This window comes from Galbibacter orientalis DSM 19592, assembly GCF_000260115.1.
Classification (GTDB): Bacteria; Bacteroidota; Bacteroidia; order Flavobacteriales; family Flavobacteriaceae; genus Galbibacter; species Galbibacter orientalis.
This window is the reverse complement of record NZ_JH651379.1, coordinates 840,220-858,465: the sequence shown is the minus strand read 5'-3', so window position 1 is coordinate 858,465 and position 18,246 is coordinate 840,220. Positions and strand designations below refer to the sequence as shown.

The window sequence follows — 18,246 nt, the reverse complement described above, 5'->3', positions numbered from 1 at the left end:
ATTTATGAAAGTTAAGACAATCTTGGTTTCACAACCTGAGCCAAAAGTGGAGAATTCTCCTTATTTAAGGCTGGTTGAAAAACAAAAAATAAAGGTAGATTTTAGACCTTTTATTCATGTGGAGGGAGTTAATGCGAGAGATGTAAGACAGCAAAAAATTGACTTAACCCAGTTTACAGCAATTATTCTAACGAGTCGAAATGCTGTGGATCATTTCTTTAGAATTGCAGAAGAAATGCGATTTAAAGTTCCTGATTCTATGAAATACTTCTGTCAATCGGAAGCAGTAGCTTATTATTTACAGAAATATGTAGTTTACAGAAAACGTAAAATTTATGTTGGTAAACGTACTTTTCAGGAATTAGCACCTTTAGTTAAGAAGTATAAGGATGAAAAATTCTTATTACCTTCTTCTGATGTTTTAAAACCTTTGGTTCCAGAAACATTAAACGAATTAAAAGTAGATTGGAAAAGAGCAATTCTGTATAAAACAGTAATCAGCGATCTTTCTGATTTAAGAGATGTATATTACGATATTTTGGTATTTTTTAGTCCATCTGGAATTGAGTCTTTATTGAAAAACTTCCCAGATTTCGAACAAAATAATACTAGAATAGCTGTTTTTGGTAATACAACCGTTAAAGCAGCTACCGAAGCTGGTCTTCGTATCGATATAGAGGCTCCAACACCAGAAACACCTTCTATGACAATGGCTTTAGAGAAATATATTGCTCAAGTCAATAAAAAATAAAAATACATACATATAAAATGAAGCCATCCTAACAGGGACGGCTTTCTTTTTTATATTAATATTTTAGTTTCTATTACTAATAACGGTACATTTTCAAAACGATTTTTGGGAGCTTAAATAATAAATTATTGTTGTCCGATAAAGGTTAACGAAATTTATTGGACTCTACTTATATAAAGGTTTAAATAAGGTTTTTAAAATAGTAGCCCCCTTGCTATTAATAAAAATGAATAAAAAGAGGAGTTTACTAATGTTATTTCTTTTAAACTACTCATTTAAAATAGTTAAGATTTAGTCTTTGTTCTTTTCTCTTACAGCGAAGCGGTCTTGTATTTTTACTCGGACATTAATGATAATAAATATTAAAAAGCCTCTGGGGTTTCCAGAGGCTTTCCTACTAACTATTTGGCAAGCTTCGAAGGTTACCCTTCTAAAATTAAAATCAGACCAAAGGACCGCCGTCCTTTGTTTCTTCACTAGCATAGGATGCAAACTTTTCAAAATTTTCTTTAAAAGCAGCCGCTAGCTGATGGGCTTTTTTGTAATAGCCTTCATCATTATTCCAAGTTTTTCTAGAACTCAATATTTCATCTGGTACATTAGGACAACTTCTAGGTTGTGCTAAACCAAAAACAGAGTGGATATGATATTTTTCTGGAGTAATTTCTTCTCCTAATTCATTATTCATTGCAGCGGTAATCATGGCTCTAGTGTATTTTAAAGCCATACGCTTCCCAATTCCGTAAGGACCACCAGTCCATCCAGTATTTATAAGCCATACATTTACGTTAGCTTCCTTCATTTTCTCACTAAGCATTTCTGCATAGGCTGTTGGGTGTAACGGCATAAATGGAGCTCCAAAACACGCAGAGAAGGAGGGTACAGGTTCGTCTACTCCTGCTTCGGTACCTGCAACTTTAGCAGTATATCCAGAAATAAAATGATATGCTGCTTGTCCTGGTGTTAATTTGGAAATAGGAGGTAAAACCCCAAAAGCATCTGCCGTTAAGAAAAATATATTCTTTGGAGAAAAGCCTATAGAAGGTTTTTGAATGTTTTTAATATGATAAATAGGATAACTTACTCGTGTGTTTTGAGTGATGGAAGTGTCTTTAAAATCAACATTCCCTTCGGAATCTAAACTAACATTTTCTAGTAAAGCCCCTTTTTGGATGGCTCTAAAAATATCGGGTTCATTTTCTTCGGAAAGATTTATAACTTTAGCATAGCATCCTCCTTCAAAATTAAAAACGCTATTGTCTTTTGTCCATCCGTGTTCGTCATCTCCAATTAATTTACGTTTTGGGTCGGCAGAAAGTGTTGTTTTTCCTGTTCCAGATAATCCAAAAAATATAGAAGTATCTCCATTTGTTCCTACATTTGCACTACAATGCATTGGAAGTGTATTTTGGTATACAGGCAACAAAAAATTTAGTGCTGAAAAAATACCTTTCTTAATTTCTCCGGTATATCCTGTACCCCCAATAAGGACTACTTTTTTAGTAAAGTTTAAAATAGCAAAATTCTCTTGGCGTGTTCCATCAGTTTCTGGGTTTGCTTTGAAACCTGGAGCATTAATAACGGTCCATTCTGCATTAAAGTCTTTTAACTCCTCTTCCTTTGGACGCAGAAACATATTATAGGCAAATAAATTACTCCAAGGATACTCGTTTATAACCCTAATATTTAATTGGTAATCCTTATCTGCACAGGCATAACAGTCGCGTACATACAATTCTTTTTCCGACAAATAGTCGGTTACCTTTTTTTGTAAAGCATCAAATTTATCAGCATCAAAAGGGAGGTTTATAGATCCCCACCATACTTTATCCGCAGTAATTTTATCTTTTACAATAAATCTGTCTTTTGGAGAGCGTCCTGTAAATTCACCAGTATTTATGGCTAAAGCTCCTGAGGAAGCTTCTTTTCCCATTCCTTTTTCTAAGGTGATACGGTGCAATTCTTCAGGACTTAATTGGTAATTAATTGTCGCATTTATAATTCCGTAATTTTTCAACGAAATCGTTTGCGTAACAAGTGTTTTGTCCACCGTCATTTTTTAAATTGTTGATGTTAGTAGCTAAGACAAATGTATTAAAAATATTCTACTACAACGTTTGAGTTGTGTATTTTTAATAAAAATTCAAGATTTTACTACTATTAACAAATAATCTGAATCTATTTATGGATTCTTCCTTAGAATTAATTTATTTTTAACCTTATAAAGTTATATATCAAAATTCCCCAGGAAATAATTAGTAAAGTTCCACCTATAGGGGTTACAAAACCTATTTTTTTAAAGTCGAAAGAAGTAAGTGCATTGGTTGCTAAACCATAAATAGAACCAGAAAATAGAATAACCCCAATAACTACGAGATATAAAATGGTATTTTTAGTCCCTGAAGTAAGTATAGGCAAGCTTCCTACAAATAATAATAATAGGGCATGATACATTTGGTATTTTACACCAGTTTCAAATGTTTTTAAAGCCTCTGCATCTAAAGCACTTTTTAACGCATGCGCCCCGAAAGCACCTAATATTATTGCTAAAAATCCTAATACTCCTCCTGCTATTAATATTCCTTTATGCATAATTCATCTATTTTTAATTGTTATGTTTATAACATTTTAATACATTAGTGTGAAATTAATAAACAAATTCACATGCGTACTATTTTATTAATTGGTGCTGGAAAATCTACTTCTTATTTACTTAAATATTTATTGGAAAAAGCAGCATCAGAGCAATTACATATTGTTGTTGGAGATATCAATATAGAAAACGCTAAAAACCTTTTAAAAGATAAACCCAATTGCACCGCTATAAAATTAGATATTTTTAAGGAAGAAGAACGCAAAAATGCAATTAAAAAAGCAGATTTAGTAATCTCAATGCTTCCTGCTAGATTTCATATTGAAGTTGCAAAAGATTGTCTTTTGTATGAAAAAAATATGGTCACGGCTTCCTATGTAAGTAAAGAAATGGAAGCTTTGGATGAAGAAGTTAAGGCAAAAGGACTTATTTTTTTAAATGAAATTGGAGTAGACCCTGGAATTGACCATATGAGCGCCATGAAGGTAATAGATAAAATCCGAGGCAAAGGAGGGAAAATGATATTATTTGAATCGTTTACTGGCGGATTGGTGGCTCCAGAAAGCGATACCAATTTATGGAACTATAAATTTACTTGGAATCCTAGAAATGTAGTCGTGGCAGGGCAGGGGGGAACTGCAATGTTTATTCAAGAAGGGAATTATAAATACATTCCATATCATAAACTTTTCCGAAGAACAGAATTTTTTGAGATAGAAGGCTACGGAAAATTTGAAGGCTATGCCAATCGGGATTCTCTAAAATATAGAAGTGCTTATGGTTTAAATGATATTTTAACCTTGTATAGAGGAACCATCCGTCGTGTTGGTTTTTCGAAAGCATGGAATATGTTTGTTCAATTAGGAATGACCGACGATACTTTTGTTTTGGAAGATTCTGAAAACATGTCCTATAGAGAATTTGTAAATTCCTTTCTTCCGTATTCACCTACGGATGCAGTGGAATTAAAACTTCGACATTATTTAAAAATCGATCAAGATGATATTATGTGGGAGAAGCTCCAAGAACTTGATTTATTCGACGCTTCTAAAAAAATAGGAATTGAAAATGCAACACCAGCTCAAGCGCTTCAGAAAATATTAGAAGACCATTGGTTACTTAATGACGACGATAAAGATATGATTGTAATGTACCATAAATTTGGTTATACTTTAAACGGAAAGAAACATCAAATAGATTCTAGTATGGTTGCTCTTGGGAAAGATAAAACTTACACAGCAATGTCTAAAACTGTTGGTTTGCCTTTAGGAATTGCTGCGTTAAAAATTTTAAATAAGGAAATTACTGCTACTGGGGTTGTAATCCCTATTTCAAAAGATATTTATGAGCCTGTTTTGTCGGCTTTAGAAAATTATGGAATTACTTTTATTGAAAAAGAAGTTCCTTATATGGGCTATAATCCAAATAATGTAGCAGGATAAATTAGCATAAAAACACAGTTTTAGCTACTTCCTTATTTTTCTTTAATAAGCTTCATTCGGTAGGTAACCATTTTTTCAATAAGGTCTTTTGGCAATGGTCTGTCTAAAGGAAATTGGACCGAACCTTTTCCTTTTTTAAACCCATTTAATTCGGATTCAAATTTTTCCATTGTTGTTGGATGAGGGTAAAATCCTACATGCTTTTTATAACCAGCAATCATAATTTGTTGTTCTCTTTTTCCTCCTTTTATAAGTGAATATGCTAGAATATTATAATTTATTAATTCGGTTGCGTTTGGTGCTACTTTTAAGATGCACTCTTTTAGTTCTAACAACGCTTGCCTTGTTTCTTCAGGTTGAGATTCAAAATATTCTTTAGCGGTAAGGAATAGATTGTTACCTGTTTTTTTATTCGGAGTATCTTTATTTTTATCGGTCACTTCACAGTATATACCTTTAAAAATAAATCAAATTCAGTTATCTTGCAACCTAATATCAATAAATAGATTTGATAATGAAAGTAAGAAATATCTTATTTACCTGTTTTGTTGTTTTATTAGCTAGTTGTTCTTCAGTTAAAAACAAACCTACAGCAGATACAAAATTGAAATTTTTAGACGAATATATTTTTCCTGCAAAAGTAATATTGGACGATACAGAAATTGGCGGACTTTCAGGGATTGATAATTTTAAAGATGATTACCTTATAGTATGCGACGACTCTAAAAATCCTCGTATTTATACTGCAAAAATTAAAATTGAAAATGATAAAATAGATACTGTAATTTTTACAAATACCACGTTTTTTTCTTATGAAGATCCGTTCATGGAAAATACGTTTTTAGATTTAGAGTCTATTTTATATAATCCAGAAACACAGCATATTTTACTTTCTAGTGAGGGCAGTATTAAAAACCAAAGAGACCCGTCTATTTTTAATGTTTCTACAACAGGAGCGTTTGTTAATAGCTATGAGATTCCTTCTTATTTTTATGCTGAAAGTCCTTATAAACCTAGACATAACGGATTATTTGAAGGTTTGGCAAGAAATTACGACAACACAGGTTTTTGGATGGGAACAGAATTACCTTTAGAAACCGATGGCCCAGAACCAACAACCAAAGAAGCGTATTCTCCAGTGAGAATTACCTATTACGATTGGAATAGCGAAACACCTAAATTTCAGTTTATTTATCCGTTAGATAAAATTGAAAAAGCTCCAAAAGGCGACTTTGCTGTAAACGGATTGTCAGATTTATTCACCATTGGTAATAAGAAATTTTTGATGTTAGAGCGCTCATATTCTTCGGGTTGGGGAAAGAAAGCAAACGGATTAAAAATTTATGAGGTAGATGCTTCTAATAGCGAGAATACGTTGGAAACTCAGCATCTATCTGAAAGTAAGATTAAGCCTGTTTCAAAAAAATTAGCATTCAATTTAGAGTCTATTAGAAAAGGATTGCAAAAAAATACAATCGATAATATTGAAGGTATTTGCTACGGACCAACACTTGCTAATGGAAATAAAACGCTAATTCTAATTTCCGATAATAATTTCAACACTATGAGTCCGCAAATAAATCAGTTTTTATTGTTCGAAATCGTTAAACAATAAACATAAATAGCTAGAAATTATAATTCCCCATGGGTCTATCTACCCAGTTTTTTTGAATGGAGTCTGAAAAATAGTTGGATGTAAAATTATAAATGAGACATCCTCATTTAACTTTTTTACTTACAATCTAGAACTGGTTTTAGGTATCTTTGTTGATATTTAAAATGTTTTAGATGAAATTCACTAATGAAACCGTAGAAATAGATGGAATCGACAAAGAGATTCTAAGAAGTCTAATGGAAGACGCTCGGAAGCCCATTTTGGAAATAGCTAGAAAGATTGGTATTTCTGGGGCTGCAATCCATCAACGTTTAAGAAAATTAGAAAATTCTGGACTTATTTCTGGATCTAAATTTGTTATTAATCCTCGAATGTTGGGATATCACACAATGGCATTTATCGGAATTTATTTGGATAAAGCTATGAGAAATCCAGAAGCTGTAAAGCAATTAAAAGAAATTCCAGAAGTGCTAGAATGTCATTATACTACAGGGAATTGGTCCATTCTGATTAAAATTCTTTGTAAAGACAACGAACATTTAATGAATGTTTTAAATCATAAAGTGCAGTCCATTGAAGGCGTTTCTAGAACCGAAACTTTTATTTCCCTAAATCAACAAATAGATAGGCAGATTTCTGTATAGTTTGTTGAAATGTTGTAAAGTAAAAAAGTTAAAAGAAGTCGGAAGTTCGAAGCCGGGAGCGTGAAGATTTTATTTTACATTCCCACATTCCCACATTCCCACATTCCCACATTCCCGCATCTCCAAATCTTCAAATCTTCAAATTGGTATCTTTGCCCCTTTGCCCCTTTGCCCCTTTGCACCTCTGAAACTCTGAACCTCTGAACCTCTGCCTCTTATTCCCCTTTGCCACTTTTAATTAAATAACTTTCCATATTCATTGAATAACTGTATTTTTGCAATTCTTATAAGATTCAGCATAAAAAAGATAGCAATGAAGTACAATTTCAATGAAATTGAAGCCAAATGGCAAAAACATTGGGCAGATAACCAAACGTTTAAAGCAAGTAATAATTCCGACAAACCAAAATATTATGTGTTAGATATGTTTCCTTATCCTTCTGGAGCGGGGTTGCATGTGGGGCATCCGTTGGGGTATATTGCTAGTGATATTTATGCACGTTACAAACGTCATAAAGGGTTTAATGTGCTTCATCCAATGGGGTATGATAGTTTTGGGTTGCCAGCAGAGCAGTACGCTATTCAAACAGGACAACATCCAGATAAAACCACCAAAGAAAATATTGCACGTTACCGTGAACAGCTAGATAAAATAGGTTTTTCATTCGATTGGAGCAGGGAGGTACGTACTTCAAATTCTGATTATTATAAGTGGACACAGTGGATTTTTATTCAATTATTCAACTCGTGGTATAATAAGGATACAGATAAGGCTGAAAACATTTTAACCTTAATTAATAAATTTTCTGCTGAAGGAAATAGAACTGTAAATGCTGTTTCTGATGATAACGTAGATACTTTTTCTGCTTCGGAATGGAATGCATATTCTTCAGAAGAACAACAAAAAATACTACTTCAATACCGACTTACCTATTTAGCGGAAACCGAAGTAAATTGGTGTCCTGCTTTAGGAACTGTACTTGCAAACGACGAGATTGTAAACGGAGTTTCAGAGCGTGGGGGGCATCCAGTAGTTCGTAAAAAAATGAAGCAATGGAGTATGCGTATTTCTGCTTATGCGGAGCGCTTACTTCAAGGATTAAATAAATTAGATTGGCCAGAGCCGTTAAAAGAAATTCAGCGTAATTGGATTGGAAAATCTGTTGGTGCAGAAGTTCAATTCAAAATTCAAAATTCAGAATTTAGAATTGACGTTTTTACGACACGTCCCGATACTATTTTTGGAGTATCGTTTATGACGTTAGCACCAGAGCACGAATTGGTAAGTAAAATTACTACTCCCGAGCAAAAAGAAGCGGTAGAAGCCTATGTAGAAGCAACCGCAAAACGTAGTGAGCGTGAGCGTATGGCAGATGTAAAAACCATAAGTGGTGTGTTTACAGGCGCTTATGCCGAGCATCCGTTTACCAAAAAACCTGTGCCAATTTGGATAGGAGATTACGTATTGGCAGGCTATGGAACAGGAGCTGTAATGGCGGTGCCATGTGGAGACCAGCGGGACTATGATTTTGCTAAGCATTTTGACATTGAAATTCCAAATATTTTTGACGGAGTAGATATTAGCGAAGAGGCTTTTGCAGATAAAGAAAAAACGGTAATTGGAAATAGCGATTTCTTAAACGGATTAGGTTATAAAGAAGCTACTAAAAAGGCAATTGAAGCTTTAGAAGAAATAGGGCAAGGAAAAGGAAAAACTAATTACCGTTTGCGCGATGCTGTTTTTTCACGTCAACGTTATTGGGGAGAACCATTTCCAGTATATTATGTAAACGGATTGCCACAAATGATTGATGCAAAGCATTTACCTATTGAACTTCCTGAGGTAGAAAAGTATTTACCTACCGAAACCGGAGAACCACCTTTAGGGAATGCTAAGGAGTGGTATTGGTTAGAAAAAGATGGAGTAGGCAACGTAGTTTCTCAACAAACGTTTGAAAACACCTCCCCTATGGGGAGGAAGGGAGGGGCTCTTGAGCTCAACACTATGCCAGGTTGGGCTGGAAGTTCATGGTATTTTAACCGTTATATGGATGCCCATAATAGCGAAGCATTTGCTTCTAAAGAGGCGTTGAATTATTGGCAGGATGTAGATTTATATATTGGCGGAAGCGAACATGCAACAGGCCATTTATTATACGCTCGTTTTTGGCAAAAGTTTTTGTTTGACCAAAACTTGCTTCCTGTAGATGAATTTGCTAAAAAACTTATCAATCAAGGAATGATTTTGGGAACTAGCGCTTTTGTGTATCGTTTACAAGACAGTAATACATTTATTTCTAAAAACTTAATAGGTGATAAAAATGTAACGCCAATCCACACAGACGTTTCTTTCGTAAACGCTTCTAATGAATTAGATATTGAAGCCTTTAAAAATTGGCGTCCCGAATTTAAAGATGTTACTTTCATTCTTGAAAATGGTAAAGTTTGTAACGAGAATACCCCCTCCTCTGGAGGGGGCAAGGGGGAGGATAATAGGGCTTTTATTGTTGGTCGCGAAGTCGAAAAAATGTCCAAATCCAAGTACAATGTGGTAAATCCAGATGAGATTTGCGAGAATTATGGAGCCGATACGCTGCGTATGTACGAAATGTTTTTAGGACCTTTGGAGCAAGCAAAACCTTGGAATACAGCAGGTATTACAGGAGTACACGGATTTTTAAAGAAACTTTGGAAATTGTATTTCAACGATAACGGACTTAAAGTTACCAACAGCGAGCCTTCTAAAGAGAGCTTGAAAACACTTCATAAAACCATTAAAAAAGTAGAAGAGGATATTGAGAATTTCTCTTTTAATACGTCGGTTTCTACTTTTATGATATGTGCGAATGAACTTACTGCCCAAAAATGTACCAGCAAAGATATTTTAGAGCCATTAGCGGTTTTAATTTCGCCTTATGCACCACATATTGCCGAAGAACTTTGGAGTCAGTTAGGGAATTCAAATTCAATTTCAACGGCAGATTTTCCTGTTTTTGATGAAAAACATTTAGTAGAAAGTAGTAAAACATATCCTATTTCTTTTAACGGAAAAATGCGTTTTACCCTCGATTTACCGATGGATATGAGTAAAGAAGACATCGAGAAAGAGGTGATGGCACACGAAAAAACACAAGCACAATTAGAGGGAAGAACACCTAAGAAGATTATTATTGTTCCTGGAAAAATAGTAAATATAGTTGGCTAATTTATGTGCTACTAAAAGTATAAAAAAGACTGTCTAAAAAGTAATTTATAGTTGTTAAACTGAGCCTGTCAAAGGAGCTTGTCGAACTGAGCTTGTCGAAGTTTCATAACTAACACTAAAAAGATCCTTCAACAAGTTGAGGATGACATTTAGAGTTTGAATACTTTTTAGATATTTTTTTATTTATTCAACATACCCCTATTAAAAAATATAATTCATTAAAAAAACAATATATTTTAATATACACCCCTTATTTTTTAGGGGTAGTATATTAAAAAAATCATTTTTTATTGAGAATACCCCCTGTTTTTATCAATTTTATTTGAATACTTAAAAAGTAAATCTGAAATTGCACTCAACATTAAAAACATGAGTTGTGAAAATAGGGATTCCAAAAGAAATTAAAAATAACGAAAACAGGGTTGGAATGACTCCAGCCGGTGTTTTTGAGTTAGTAAAAAACAAACATACAGTGTATGTGCAATCTACAGCAGGAGATGGGAGTGGTTTTTTTGATGATGATTATTTAAATGTGGGTGCTATACTTGTTGATACTATTGAAGAAGTATACGCTCAAAGCGATATGATTGTTAAGGTTAAAGAACCAATAGCTCCAGAATATAATCTTATCAAAGAAAATCAGCTTGTTTTTACCTATTTTCATTTTGCTTCTAGTGAAGCACTTACCAAAGCAATGATAAAAAGTAAAGCGGTGTGTATAGCTTATGAAACCGTTGAGGATGTAGATGGTACTTTGCCTTTGCTAACCCCAATGTCTGAAGTTGCTGGAAGAATGGCAATCCAGCAAGGGGCTAAGTATTTGGAGAAACCTATTAAAGGACGAGGCGTATTATTAGGCGGTGTTCCTGGAGTACCTCCAGGGAAAGTACTTATTTTGGGAGCTGGGACAGTAGGAATTCAAGCAGCAAAAATGGCAGCGGGATTAGGGGCTCATGTTACTATTTTAGATATTAATATGAAACGTTTACGCCATGTGAATGATATTATGCCAAGTCATGTTGTTACCGAGTTTTCTAATGAATACAACATCAGAAAACATATAAAAACCCACGACCTAATTATAGGTGGAGTATTGATTCCAGGAGCAAAAGCACCAAGTTTAATTACTAGAGATATGCTTAAAGAAATGCATCCAGGTACCGTAATTGTAGATGTGGCGGTAGATCAAGGGGGGTGCATAGAAACTACAAAAGCAACTACGCATGAAGACCCAACTTATATAATTGATGATGTGGTACATTATTGTGTTGCCAATATGCCCGGCGCTGTACCTTATACTTCTACGGTTGCTTTAACAAATGTAACGCTTCCGTTTGTATTAAAATTAGCAAATTTAGGTTGGGAAAAAGCCTGTAATGCAGATAAATCATTACAAAAAGGATTAAATATTGTAAAAGGTACTATAGTATACGAAGGTATAGCAGAGGCTTTCGGATGGGAAGTCAGTTATTCATAATCAAGGAACTGTCTTTACGGCAGAATGTTAAACCTCGCTAAATTTGGCGGGGTTTTTGCTTTTTAAATTGTAATTTAGTTTTAAAAATAATTGATATGGGAATAGGATATTGGATTATAATTGGAGGTCTTGGACTTATTAGTATGTTGGTAAGTTCTAAGTTGAAAAGTAAATTTAAGCATTACTCAAAAGTACATCTTAGAAATGGAATGAGTGGTGCAGAGATAGCTCGTAAAATGCTTCACGATAATGGAATTACAGATGTTGAGGTAATTTCTACCCCAGGAATGTTAACAGACCATTACAATCCTGCTAAAAAGACAGTTAATTTAAGTGAAGGGGTGTATAACCAGCGTAACGCTGCCGCTGCTGCTGTTGCTGCTCATGAATGTGGGCACGCAGTACAACACGCTAAAGGGTACGAATGGTTGCAATTACGTTCTAAACTAGTGCCTGTGGTAAGTGTAGCTTCTGGAATGTCTACTTGGGTTATTTTTGGAGGTTTAGTTTTAGGGGCTGCTTCTGGACTTGGTTATACGGTAGCTGTAATTGGATTAATAATGTTTGGAATGGGTACATTATTCAGTTTTGTAACATTACCTGTAGAGTACGATGCTAGTAATAGAGCTTTGGCTTGGTTAAAAAATAGAAATATAGTAACTCCAGAAGAATATAATGGAGCAGAGGATTCCTTAAAATGGGCTGCTAGAACGTATGTAGTAGCTGCAATAGGTTCCCTAGCAACATTACTTTATTTTGCCCTACAAGTTTTTGGAGGAAGAGATTAAAGTTTGTTTGAGAAGAGGATAGTTGAAAGTTTGTAAAGGTTCAAAGGTTCAAAGATGCAAAGTGGCAAAGTAAAAAGTTAGAAGGAAAGAAGAATAGGGAAGAGGTTGGAAGTTAGGAGAGTCGGAAGACGGAAGACGGAAGTAAAAAGTTACGCTGTTATGGAGTTACGATGTTACAATGAAAAAACTGTATACTGTAACTGTCAACTGAACACTCCCGTCTTCGGACTTCCGTCTTCATTTCATTTCCTCATTAGCAAATTTATAACTTTGTCCCTCTGCCACTTTGCCCCTTTGCCCCTTTGAGTTAAAAAGTTACGCTGTTATGGAGTTACGATGTTACAATGAAAAAAAACTTGTTCTACATCTTACTGAATACAACGATTCCCAACTTCAGACTTCGGTTTTCATTTCCTCATTTTCCAAATTAGCAAATTTATAACTTTGCATCTTTGCATCTTTGAACCTTTGCCCCTTTGAGTTAAAAAGTTACGCTGTTATGGAGATACGCTGTTACAAAGAAAAAACTGCATACTTTAACTGTCAACTGAACACTCCCGTCTTCGGACTTCCGTCTTCATTTCATTTCCTCATTAGCAAATTTATAACTTTGTCCCTCTGCCACTTTGCACCTTTGCCCCTTTGAATTAAAAAGTTACGCTGTTATGGAGTTACGATGTTACAAAGAAAAAACTGCCTACTGCCTATAATTGTATACTATTAAAAAAGAGAATTTATGAACATAGAGGAACTTTATAATTATTGTCTTTCTAAAAAAGGAGTTACAGAAGATTTTCCTTTTGATAAACAAACACTAGTTTTTAAGGTCTGCGAAAAAATGTTCGCTCTTTGCGGACTTGAAAAGTGGGAAGGTGGCGATAAAAGCATCAATTTAAAATGTGATCCTGAATGGGCTTTAGAACTTAGAGCTTCATATGAAAGTATTAAGCCAGGGTATCATATGAGCAAAAAACACTGGAATACGGTTTCTCTAAATTCTTCTGAAATATCTTCTTCATTCTTAAAAGAATTAATAGATCATTCTTACGATATGGTAGTAAAAAACCTACCAAAAAAAGTAAGAAATGAATTGTCATAACTCATAATTCAGCATAAATTCACTTTAATACTCCTACAATCTCTAAAATGGGATAATATATGCATAATTCTGGTTAACATCCTTCAAACTTACTTTTACTTATTGCCATAGCTTTGTAATTAATTACCTCGAGACAGTTTCTCAAGGTATTCAAAGAAAATAACATAATTCTTTTCGATATAAGTATCGGGGAATTAGCCCCTCAATAAGGGATTAACATAAATTATATAGTTATGCAAGTAAAATGGGAAGGCGTAATGCCAGCGGTTACAACCAAATTCGACGAAAATGACGCTTTAGATTTGAAAATGTTTGAAGTAAATATAAAAGCACAACTCGAAGCGGGTGTAAACGGAATTATTCTTGGAGGTACTCTAGGAGAAGCGAGTACACTTACAGATGATGAAAAAGTGACTTTAATAAGAGAAACTGTAAGAATAGTTGATAATAAAATTCCTGTTATTATTAATGTTGCAGAACAAACTACCAAAGGCGCTATCAAAGCAGCTGCTATTGCAAAAGAAAATGGTGCAAGCGGATTAATGATGTTGCCTCCAATGCGTTACAAAGCAAACGATTTTGAAACGGTAACTTATTTTAAAGAAGTAGCCAATAGTACCGATTTACCAATTATGGTTTATAACAATCCTGTAGATTATGGTATTGAAGTAACCTTAGATATGTTTGAAGAGCTTTTAGCGTGTGAAAATATTCAGGCTGTAAAAGAATCTACTCGTGATATTTCTAATGTTACTCGCATAAAAAACAGATTTGGAGACCGTTTAAAAGTACTTACTGGGGTAGATACACTTGGATTGGAGAGTATTTTTATGGGTGCCGATGGTTGGGTTGCCGGATTGGTATGTGCTTATCCTGCAGAAACAGTAGCAATTTACGAGCTTGCAAAAGCTGGCAAAAACCAAGAAGCATTGGCTATTTACCGTTGGTTTTTACCATTGTTAGAATTAGATATTAATCCGCAATTGGTACAAAATATAAAACTTGCTGAGGTAGCAACTGGTATTGGTACAGAAACTGTAAGAGCACCAAGATTACCATTACAAGGGAAAGAACGTGAGCGTGTTTTAAAAGTGATTGAAGATGGAATGAAAAACCGTCCACAATTACCAGATTATAAGGCGTTAAGAACCGCAACGGTTTAAAAAAATAATATCCTATTTATTGAAAGTCATTATGCTAAAAAAACTTATTTTTAAGTGCTTTTAGGGTAATGACTCTTGATATTTTAAACATACAGCACTCTTGGGAAAACCCCTTGAGAAATACAAACAAAAAAAGGTTTTAAAATGATTACAGGAAAAAATTATATCGGCAGTAAATTAACTGCAAATGGTACTAAAACCTACAAAACATTCAATCCTAAGGAAAATAAAGAAACCGATTGGACTTTTTATGAAGCTATAGAAAGTGAAATTGATGAAGCTGTTACATTAGCTTCGGAAGCCTTTCAAACCTATAAAAACTTTTCTGGAGCAGAAAAAGCAAGTTTTTTAAATACTATTGCAGATGAAATTGAAGCTTTAGGAGATATTCTTATTGAAACTTACACCGCAGAATCAGGTTTACCAGAAGGAAGAGCTCGTGGTGAACGCGGAAGAACTATGGGACAACTGCGTGCTTTTGCAACCTTATTAGAAGAAGGTTCTTGGGTAGAAGCATCTATTGATACTGCTCAACCAGATAGAGAACCGTTGCCAAAACCAGACATCCGAAAAATGCTATTTCCAATAGGGCCAGTAGTAGTTTTTGGAGCAAGTAATTTTCCATTAGCCTTTTCAACGGCTGGAGGAGATACAGCTAGTGCATTAGCATCTGGATGCCCAGTAATTGTTAAGAGTCACCCAATGCATGCAGGAACTGGAGAACTAGTTGCATCTGCTATTATTAAAGCGGCAGAAAAAACAGGAATGCCAAATGGAGTTTTTTCAAATGTAAATAGCAGTGGTATTGAGGTTGGACAGCAATTGGTAAAACATCCTAAAGTAAAAGCAGTTGGTTTTACAGGAAGTATAAAAGGAGGAACAGCTCTTTATAAATTGGCTAATAATCGTAAAGAACCGATTCCTGTTTATGCGGAGATGGGAAGTATTAATCCTGTTGTTATTTTACCTTCAGCTTTAGAAGAAAAAGGAAGTTTTTGGGCTAAACAATATGCAGGTTCTATTACAGTAGGAGCTGGACAATTTTGTACCAATCCAGGCTTATTGTTAGCGGTAAAAAGCAATGCTTTAGAAAGCTTTATTACTGAATTAGGAAAAGAAATTAGCGAGATTGCCCCTACACCAATGTTGCATCCTAATATATGTAAAACATATCAAAAAGGGGTTAAAACTGCCTCAGAACAAAGTAACACTTCTGTAGTTGCTAGTTATGATACTGAAGCTTCGCCAAATTTTGGAAAGCAAAAAGTACTAACTGTAGCAGGTAGAGAATTTCTAAAAAACCCTGTTTTACATCAAGAAGTTTTTGGTCCTTATTCCATTATTGTTCAATGTGAAAATGATGCAGAATTAAAAACTGTTTTAGACGCTATAGAAGGGCAACTTACAGGAACAATTTTAGGAAATAGTAACGAATTAGCTCATAAATCTGAAATTGTTGAAGCTTTAAAAGAGCGAGTAGGAAGACTTATCTTAAACAGTGTTCCAACTGGAGTGGAGGTTTGTCCGTCTATGCATCATGGAGGGCCATTTCCATCAACCACAGATGCTAAATACACATCGGTAGGAGTGAGTGCAATTAAGCGTTGGGTGCGTCCAGTAGCATATCAAAACTGGCCATTGGAATTATTACCAAATGCTTTAAAAAATGAAAATCCGTTACAGATTATGCGTTTAATTAATAGCGAACATTCTAATAAATCTATTTAAAATATGTCAAAAATTATCAGTGGCTTTTTTTATCAGTTACTTATTTTAAGCGTCTTTCTTGTTTCCTGTAAAAGTGAAGAGGAAGATGCTTCAATGCAGTTGTTAAATATCATTCAAGAGGTAGACAATTTCAAAGTTGAAGGTACAGAAAAGCATCCTTTAGGAAATTATGAAAAGGAATTGTATAAAAAAGAAGCTGATTTTGCGCAACAGCAATTGCAAAAATTAGAAAGCTTAAATCCTGAATCGCTTACAGAAACAGAAAGAATCTCTTCTGAGTTATTACAATTCAAGCTTAAAGATATAGTTGATTTTAATAAGTTTGAAATGTATCTGAATCCTATTCAAGCAGATCAAGGATTTCATCTAAACCTAAATTATCGGGTAAAACCGATACTTGATTATGAGGATGCAAAAGCATATTTAAATGTCTTAAATGATATTCCTCATTTTGTAGACCAAAATATAGCTTTGATTAAAGAAGGCCTTGAAAAAGGAGTTTCTCAACCTAAAATTATTTTTAAAGGATATGAGTCCTCTTACAATAAGCATATTGTAGATAGTTATACCGAAAGTTATTTCTATTCTCCTTTTGAGAAACTCCCTACTACTTTTACACAGCATCAAAAAGATTCTATTTTACAAGAAGCGCAAACTGCGATTACCAAAAATGTAATCCCTTCATTTAAAAAAATAAAAACTTTTTTTGAAGAAGATTATATTCCAAACACACGAGATGCCATTGGAGTTTCGGAAACCCCTGGAGGAAAAGAATTTTATCAGAATAGAATTAACTTTTACACTACAACAACAGGGTATACTGCAGATGATATTCATAAAATAGGATTGAGTGAAGTAGCAAGAATTAGAACCGAAATGGATAAAATTATTGCTGAGGTTGGTTTTGATGGAAGTTTTCCAGAGTTCTTAAACTTTTTGAGAACCGACGAGCAATTTTACGCAACCACTGGAAAAGATTTACTTAAAGAAGCTAGAGATATTGCTAAGAGAATAGATGCAGAGCTCCCAAAGTTTTTTAATACATTACCTAGAAAACCTTATGGTGTAATAAAAGTTCCCGATGCCATAGCTCCTAAATATACTGGGGGGCGCTATTCTGGAAGTCAAAGTAGCACAGAGCCTGGTTATTATCTGGTAAACACTTATAAACTAGAGAGTCGTTCTTTATATAATTTACCTGCGTTAACAGCTCATGAGGCAGTTCCTGGTCATCATTTACAAATCTCTCTTAACCAAGAGTTAGGAGACAGTATTCCTGAGTTTAGAAAAGGTTTTTATTTGTCGGCTTACGGCGAAGGATGGGCTTTGTATACTGAGTTTTTAGCTGAAGAAATGGGAATTTATACCACTCCTTATGAACAATTTGGTAAACTTACCTATGAAATGTGGCGTGCATGTAGATTGGTTGTAGATACTGGAATTCATGCAAAAGGATGGTCGCGAGAAAAAGTGGTTGAATATATGAAAAGTAATACCGCACTTTCTGAGCATGAAATTAATACAGAAACAGATAGATATATAGGATGGCCTGCGCAAGCTATTTCTTATAAAATGGGCGAATTAAAAATTAGGGAATTACGCACAAAAGCAGAAAAAGAGTTGGGAGCAGATTTTAATATCAGAGATTTTCATGAAGTGATATTAGAACAAGGAACCGTTACCCTCCCAATTTTAGAGAAAATGGTAAACAAATACATTGAAGAAGCTACTAAAATATAGA

At 34.4% G+C, this 18,246-nt stretch carries 14 protein-coding genes; 11 read left to right on the top strand and 3 right to left on the bottom strand.

Annotated features, from left to right (window positions below; genetic code table 11):
• Positions 1-4 precede the first annotated feature (4 nt).
• Positions 5-751, top strand: coding sequence for a uroporphyrinogen-III synthase (locus tag JOOMADRAFT_RS03920; protein ID WP_008611468.1), 747 nt, complete (start codon positions 5-7; stop codon positions 749-751).
• Positions 752-1,193: 442 nt separating this feature from the next.
• On the opposite strand, the gene pckA is transcribed toward JOOMADRAFT_RS03920, so the two are convergent.
• On the bottom strand, positions 1,194-2,807 hold the full coding sequence (gene pckA / locus JOOMADRAFT_RS03915; RefSeq protein ID WP_008611467.1) for a phosphoenolpyruvate carboxykinase (ATP): 1,614 nt from the start codon (positions 2,805-2,807) through the stop codon (positions 1,194-1,196).
• A 146-nt stretch (positions 2,808-2,953) separates the two neighbouring features.
• Positions 2,954-3,343, bottom strand: coding sequence for a DUF423 domain-containing protein (locus JOOMADRAFT_RS03910; RefSeq protein ID WP_008611466.1), 390 nt, complete (start codon positions 3,341-3,343; stop codon positions 2,954-2,956).
• 72 nt (positions 3,344-3,415) lie between these two features.
• Between JOOMADRAFT_RS03910 and JOOMADRAFT_RS03905 the strand changes: the two genes are divergently transcribed.
• Positions 3,416-4,786, top strand: a complete 1,371-nt coding sequence (locus tag JOOMADRAFT_RS03905; RefSeq protein ID WP_008611465.1) for a saccharopine dehydrogenase family protein — start codon at positions 3,416-3,418, stop codon at positions 4,784-4,786.
• Positions 4,787-4,818: 32 nt separating this feature from the next.
• Here JOOMADRAFT_RS03905 and JOOMADRAFT_RS03900 read toward each other — a convergent pair whose 3' ends face one another.
• Entirely contained in the window at positions 4,819-5,226 is a 408-nt protein-coding gene (locus tag JOOMADRAFT_RS03900) for an iron chaperone (protein ID WP_008611464.1), read from the bottom strand.
• Between the two features lie 74 nt (positions 5,227-5,300).
• Between JOOMADRAFT_RS03900 and JOOMADRAFT_RS03895 the strand changes: the two genes are divergently transcribed.
• The 9 genes from JOOMADRAFT_RS03895 (at position 5,301) to JOOMADRAFT_RS03855 (ending at position 18,245) form a co-directional block, all read left to right on the top strand.
• On the top strand, positions 5,301-6,401 hold the full coding sequence (locus JOOMADRAFT_RS03895; protein ID WP_008611463.1) for an esterase-like activity of phytase family protein: 1,101 nt from the start codon (positions 5,301-5,303) through the stop codon (positions 6,399-6,401).
• A gap of 173 nt (positions 6,402-6,574) precedes the next feature.
• On the top strand, positions 6,575-7,045 hold the full coding sequence (locus JOOMADRAFT_RS03890; RefSeq protein WP_008611462.1) for an Lrp/AsnC ligand binding domain-containing protein: 471 nt from the start codon (positions 6,575-6,577) through the stop codon (positions 7,043-7,045).
• A gap of 313 nt (positions 7,046-7,358) precedes the next feature.
• The gene (locus JOOMADRAFT_RS03885) at positions 7,359-10,250 is read left to right on the top strand and encodes a leucine--tRNA ligase (protein WP_008611461.1); all 2,892 of its coding nucleotides are present in this window, start codon (positions 7,359-7,361) and stop codon (positions 10,248-10,250) included.
• Positions 10,251-10,626: 376 nt separating this feature from the next.
• Positions 10,627-11,727 carry an alanine dehydrogenase gene (gene ald, locus JOOMADRAFT_RS03880; protein WP_008611460.1) on the top strand — a complete coding sequence of 367 codons (1,101 nt, stop codon included), beginning with the start codon at positions 10,627-10,629 and terminating at the stop codon, positions 11,725-11,727.
• A gap of 95 nt (positions 11,728-11,822) precedes the next feature.
• Positions 11,823-12,515 carry a zinc metallopeptidase gene (locus tag JOOMADRAFT_RS03875; protein ID WP_008611459.1) on the top strand — a complete coding sequence of 231 codons (693 nt, stop codon included), beginning with the start codon at positions 11,823-11,825 and terminating at the stop codon, positions 12,513-12,515.
• A 736-nt stretch (positions 12,516-13,251) separates the two neighbouring features.
• Entirely contained in the window at positions 13,252-13,614 is a 363-nt protein-coding gene (locus tag JOOMADRAFT_RS03870) for an MmcQ/YjbR family DNA-binding protein (RefSeq protein ID WP_008611458.1), read from the top strand.
• 233 nt (positions 13,615-13,847) lie between these two features.
• A complete protein-coding gene (locus JOOMADRAFT_RS03865; RefSeq protein WP_008611457.1) occupies positions 13,848-14,777 on the top strand; it encodes a dihydrodipicolinate synthase family protein in 930 nt (309 codons plus the stop codon).
• A gap of 144 nt (positions 14,778-14,921) precedes the next feature.
• Positions 14,922-16,505 (top strand): aldehyde dehydrogenase (NADP(+)), encoded by a 1,584-nt coding sequence (locus tag JOOMADRAFT_RS03860; protein ID WP_008611456.1) that lies wholly within the window; start codon positions 14,922-14,924, stop codon positions 16,503-16,505.
• 3 nt (positions 16,506-16,508) lie between these two features.
• Positions 16,509-18,245 carry a DUF885 domain-containing protein gene (locus tag JOOMADRAFT_RS03855; protein ID WP_008611455.1) on the top strand — a complete coding sequence of 579 codons (1,737 nt, stop codon included), beginning with the start codon at positions 16,509-16,511 and terminating at the stop codon, positions 18,243-18,245.
• Position 18,246 lies beyond the last annotated feature (1 nt).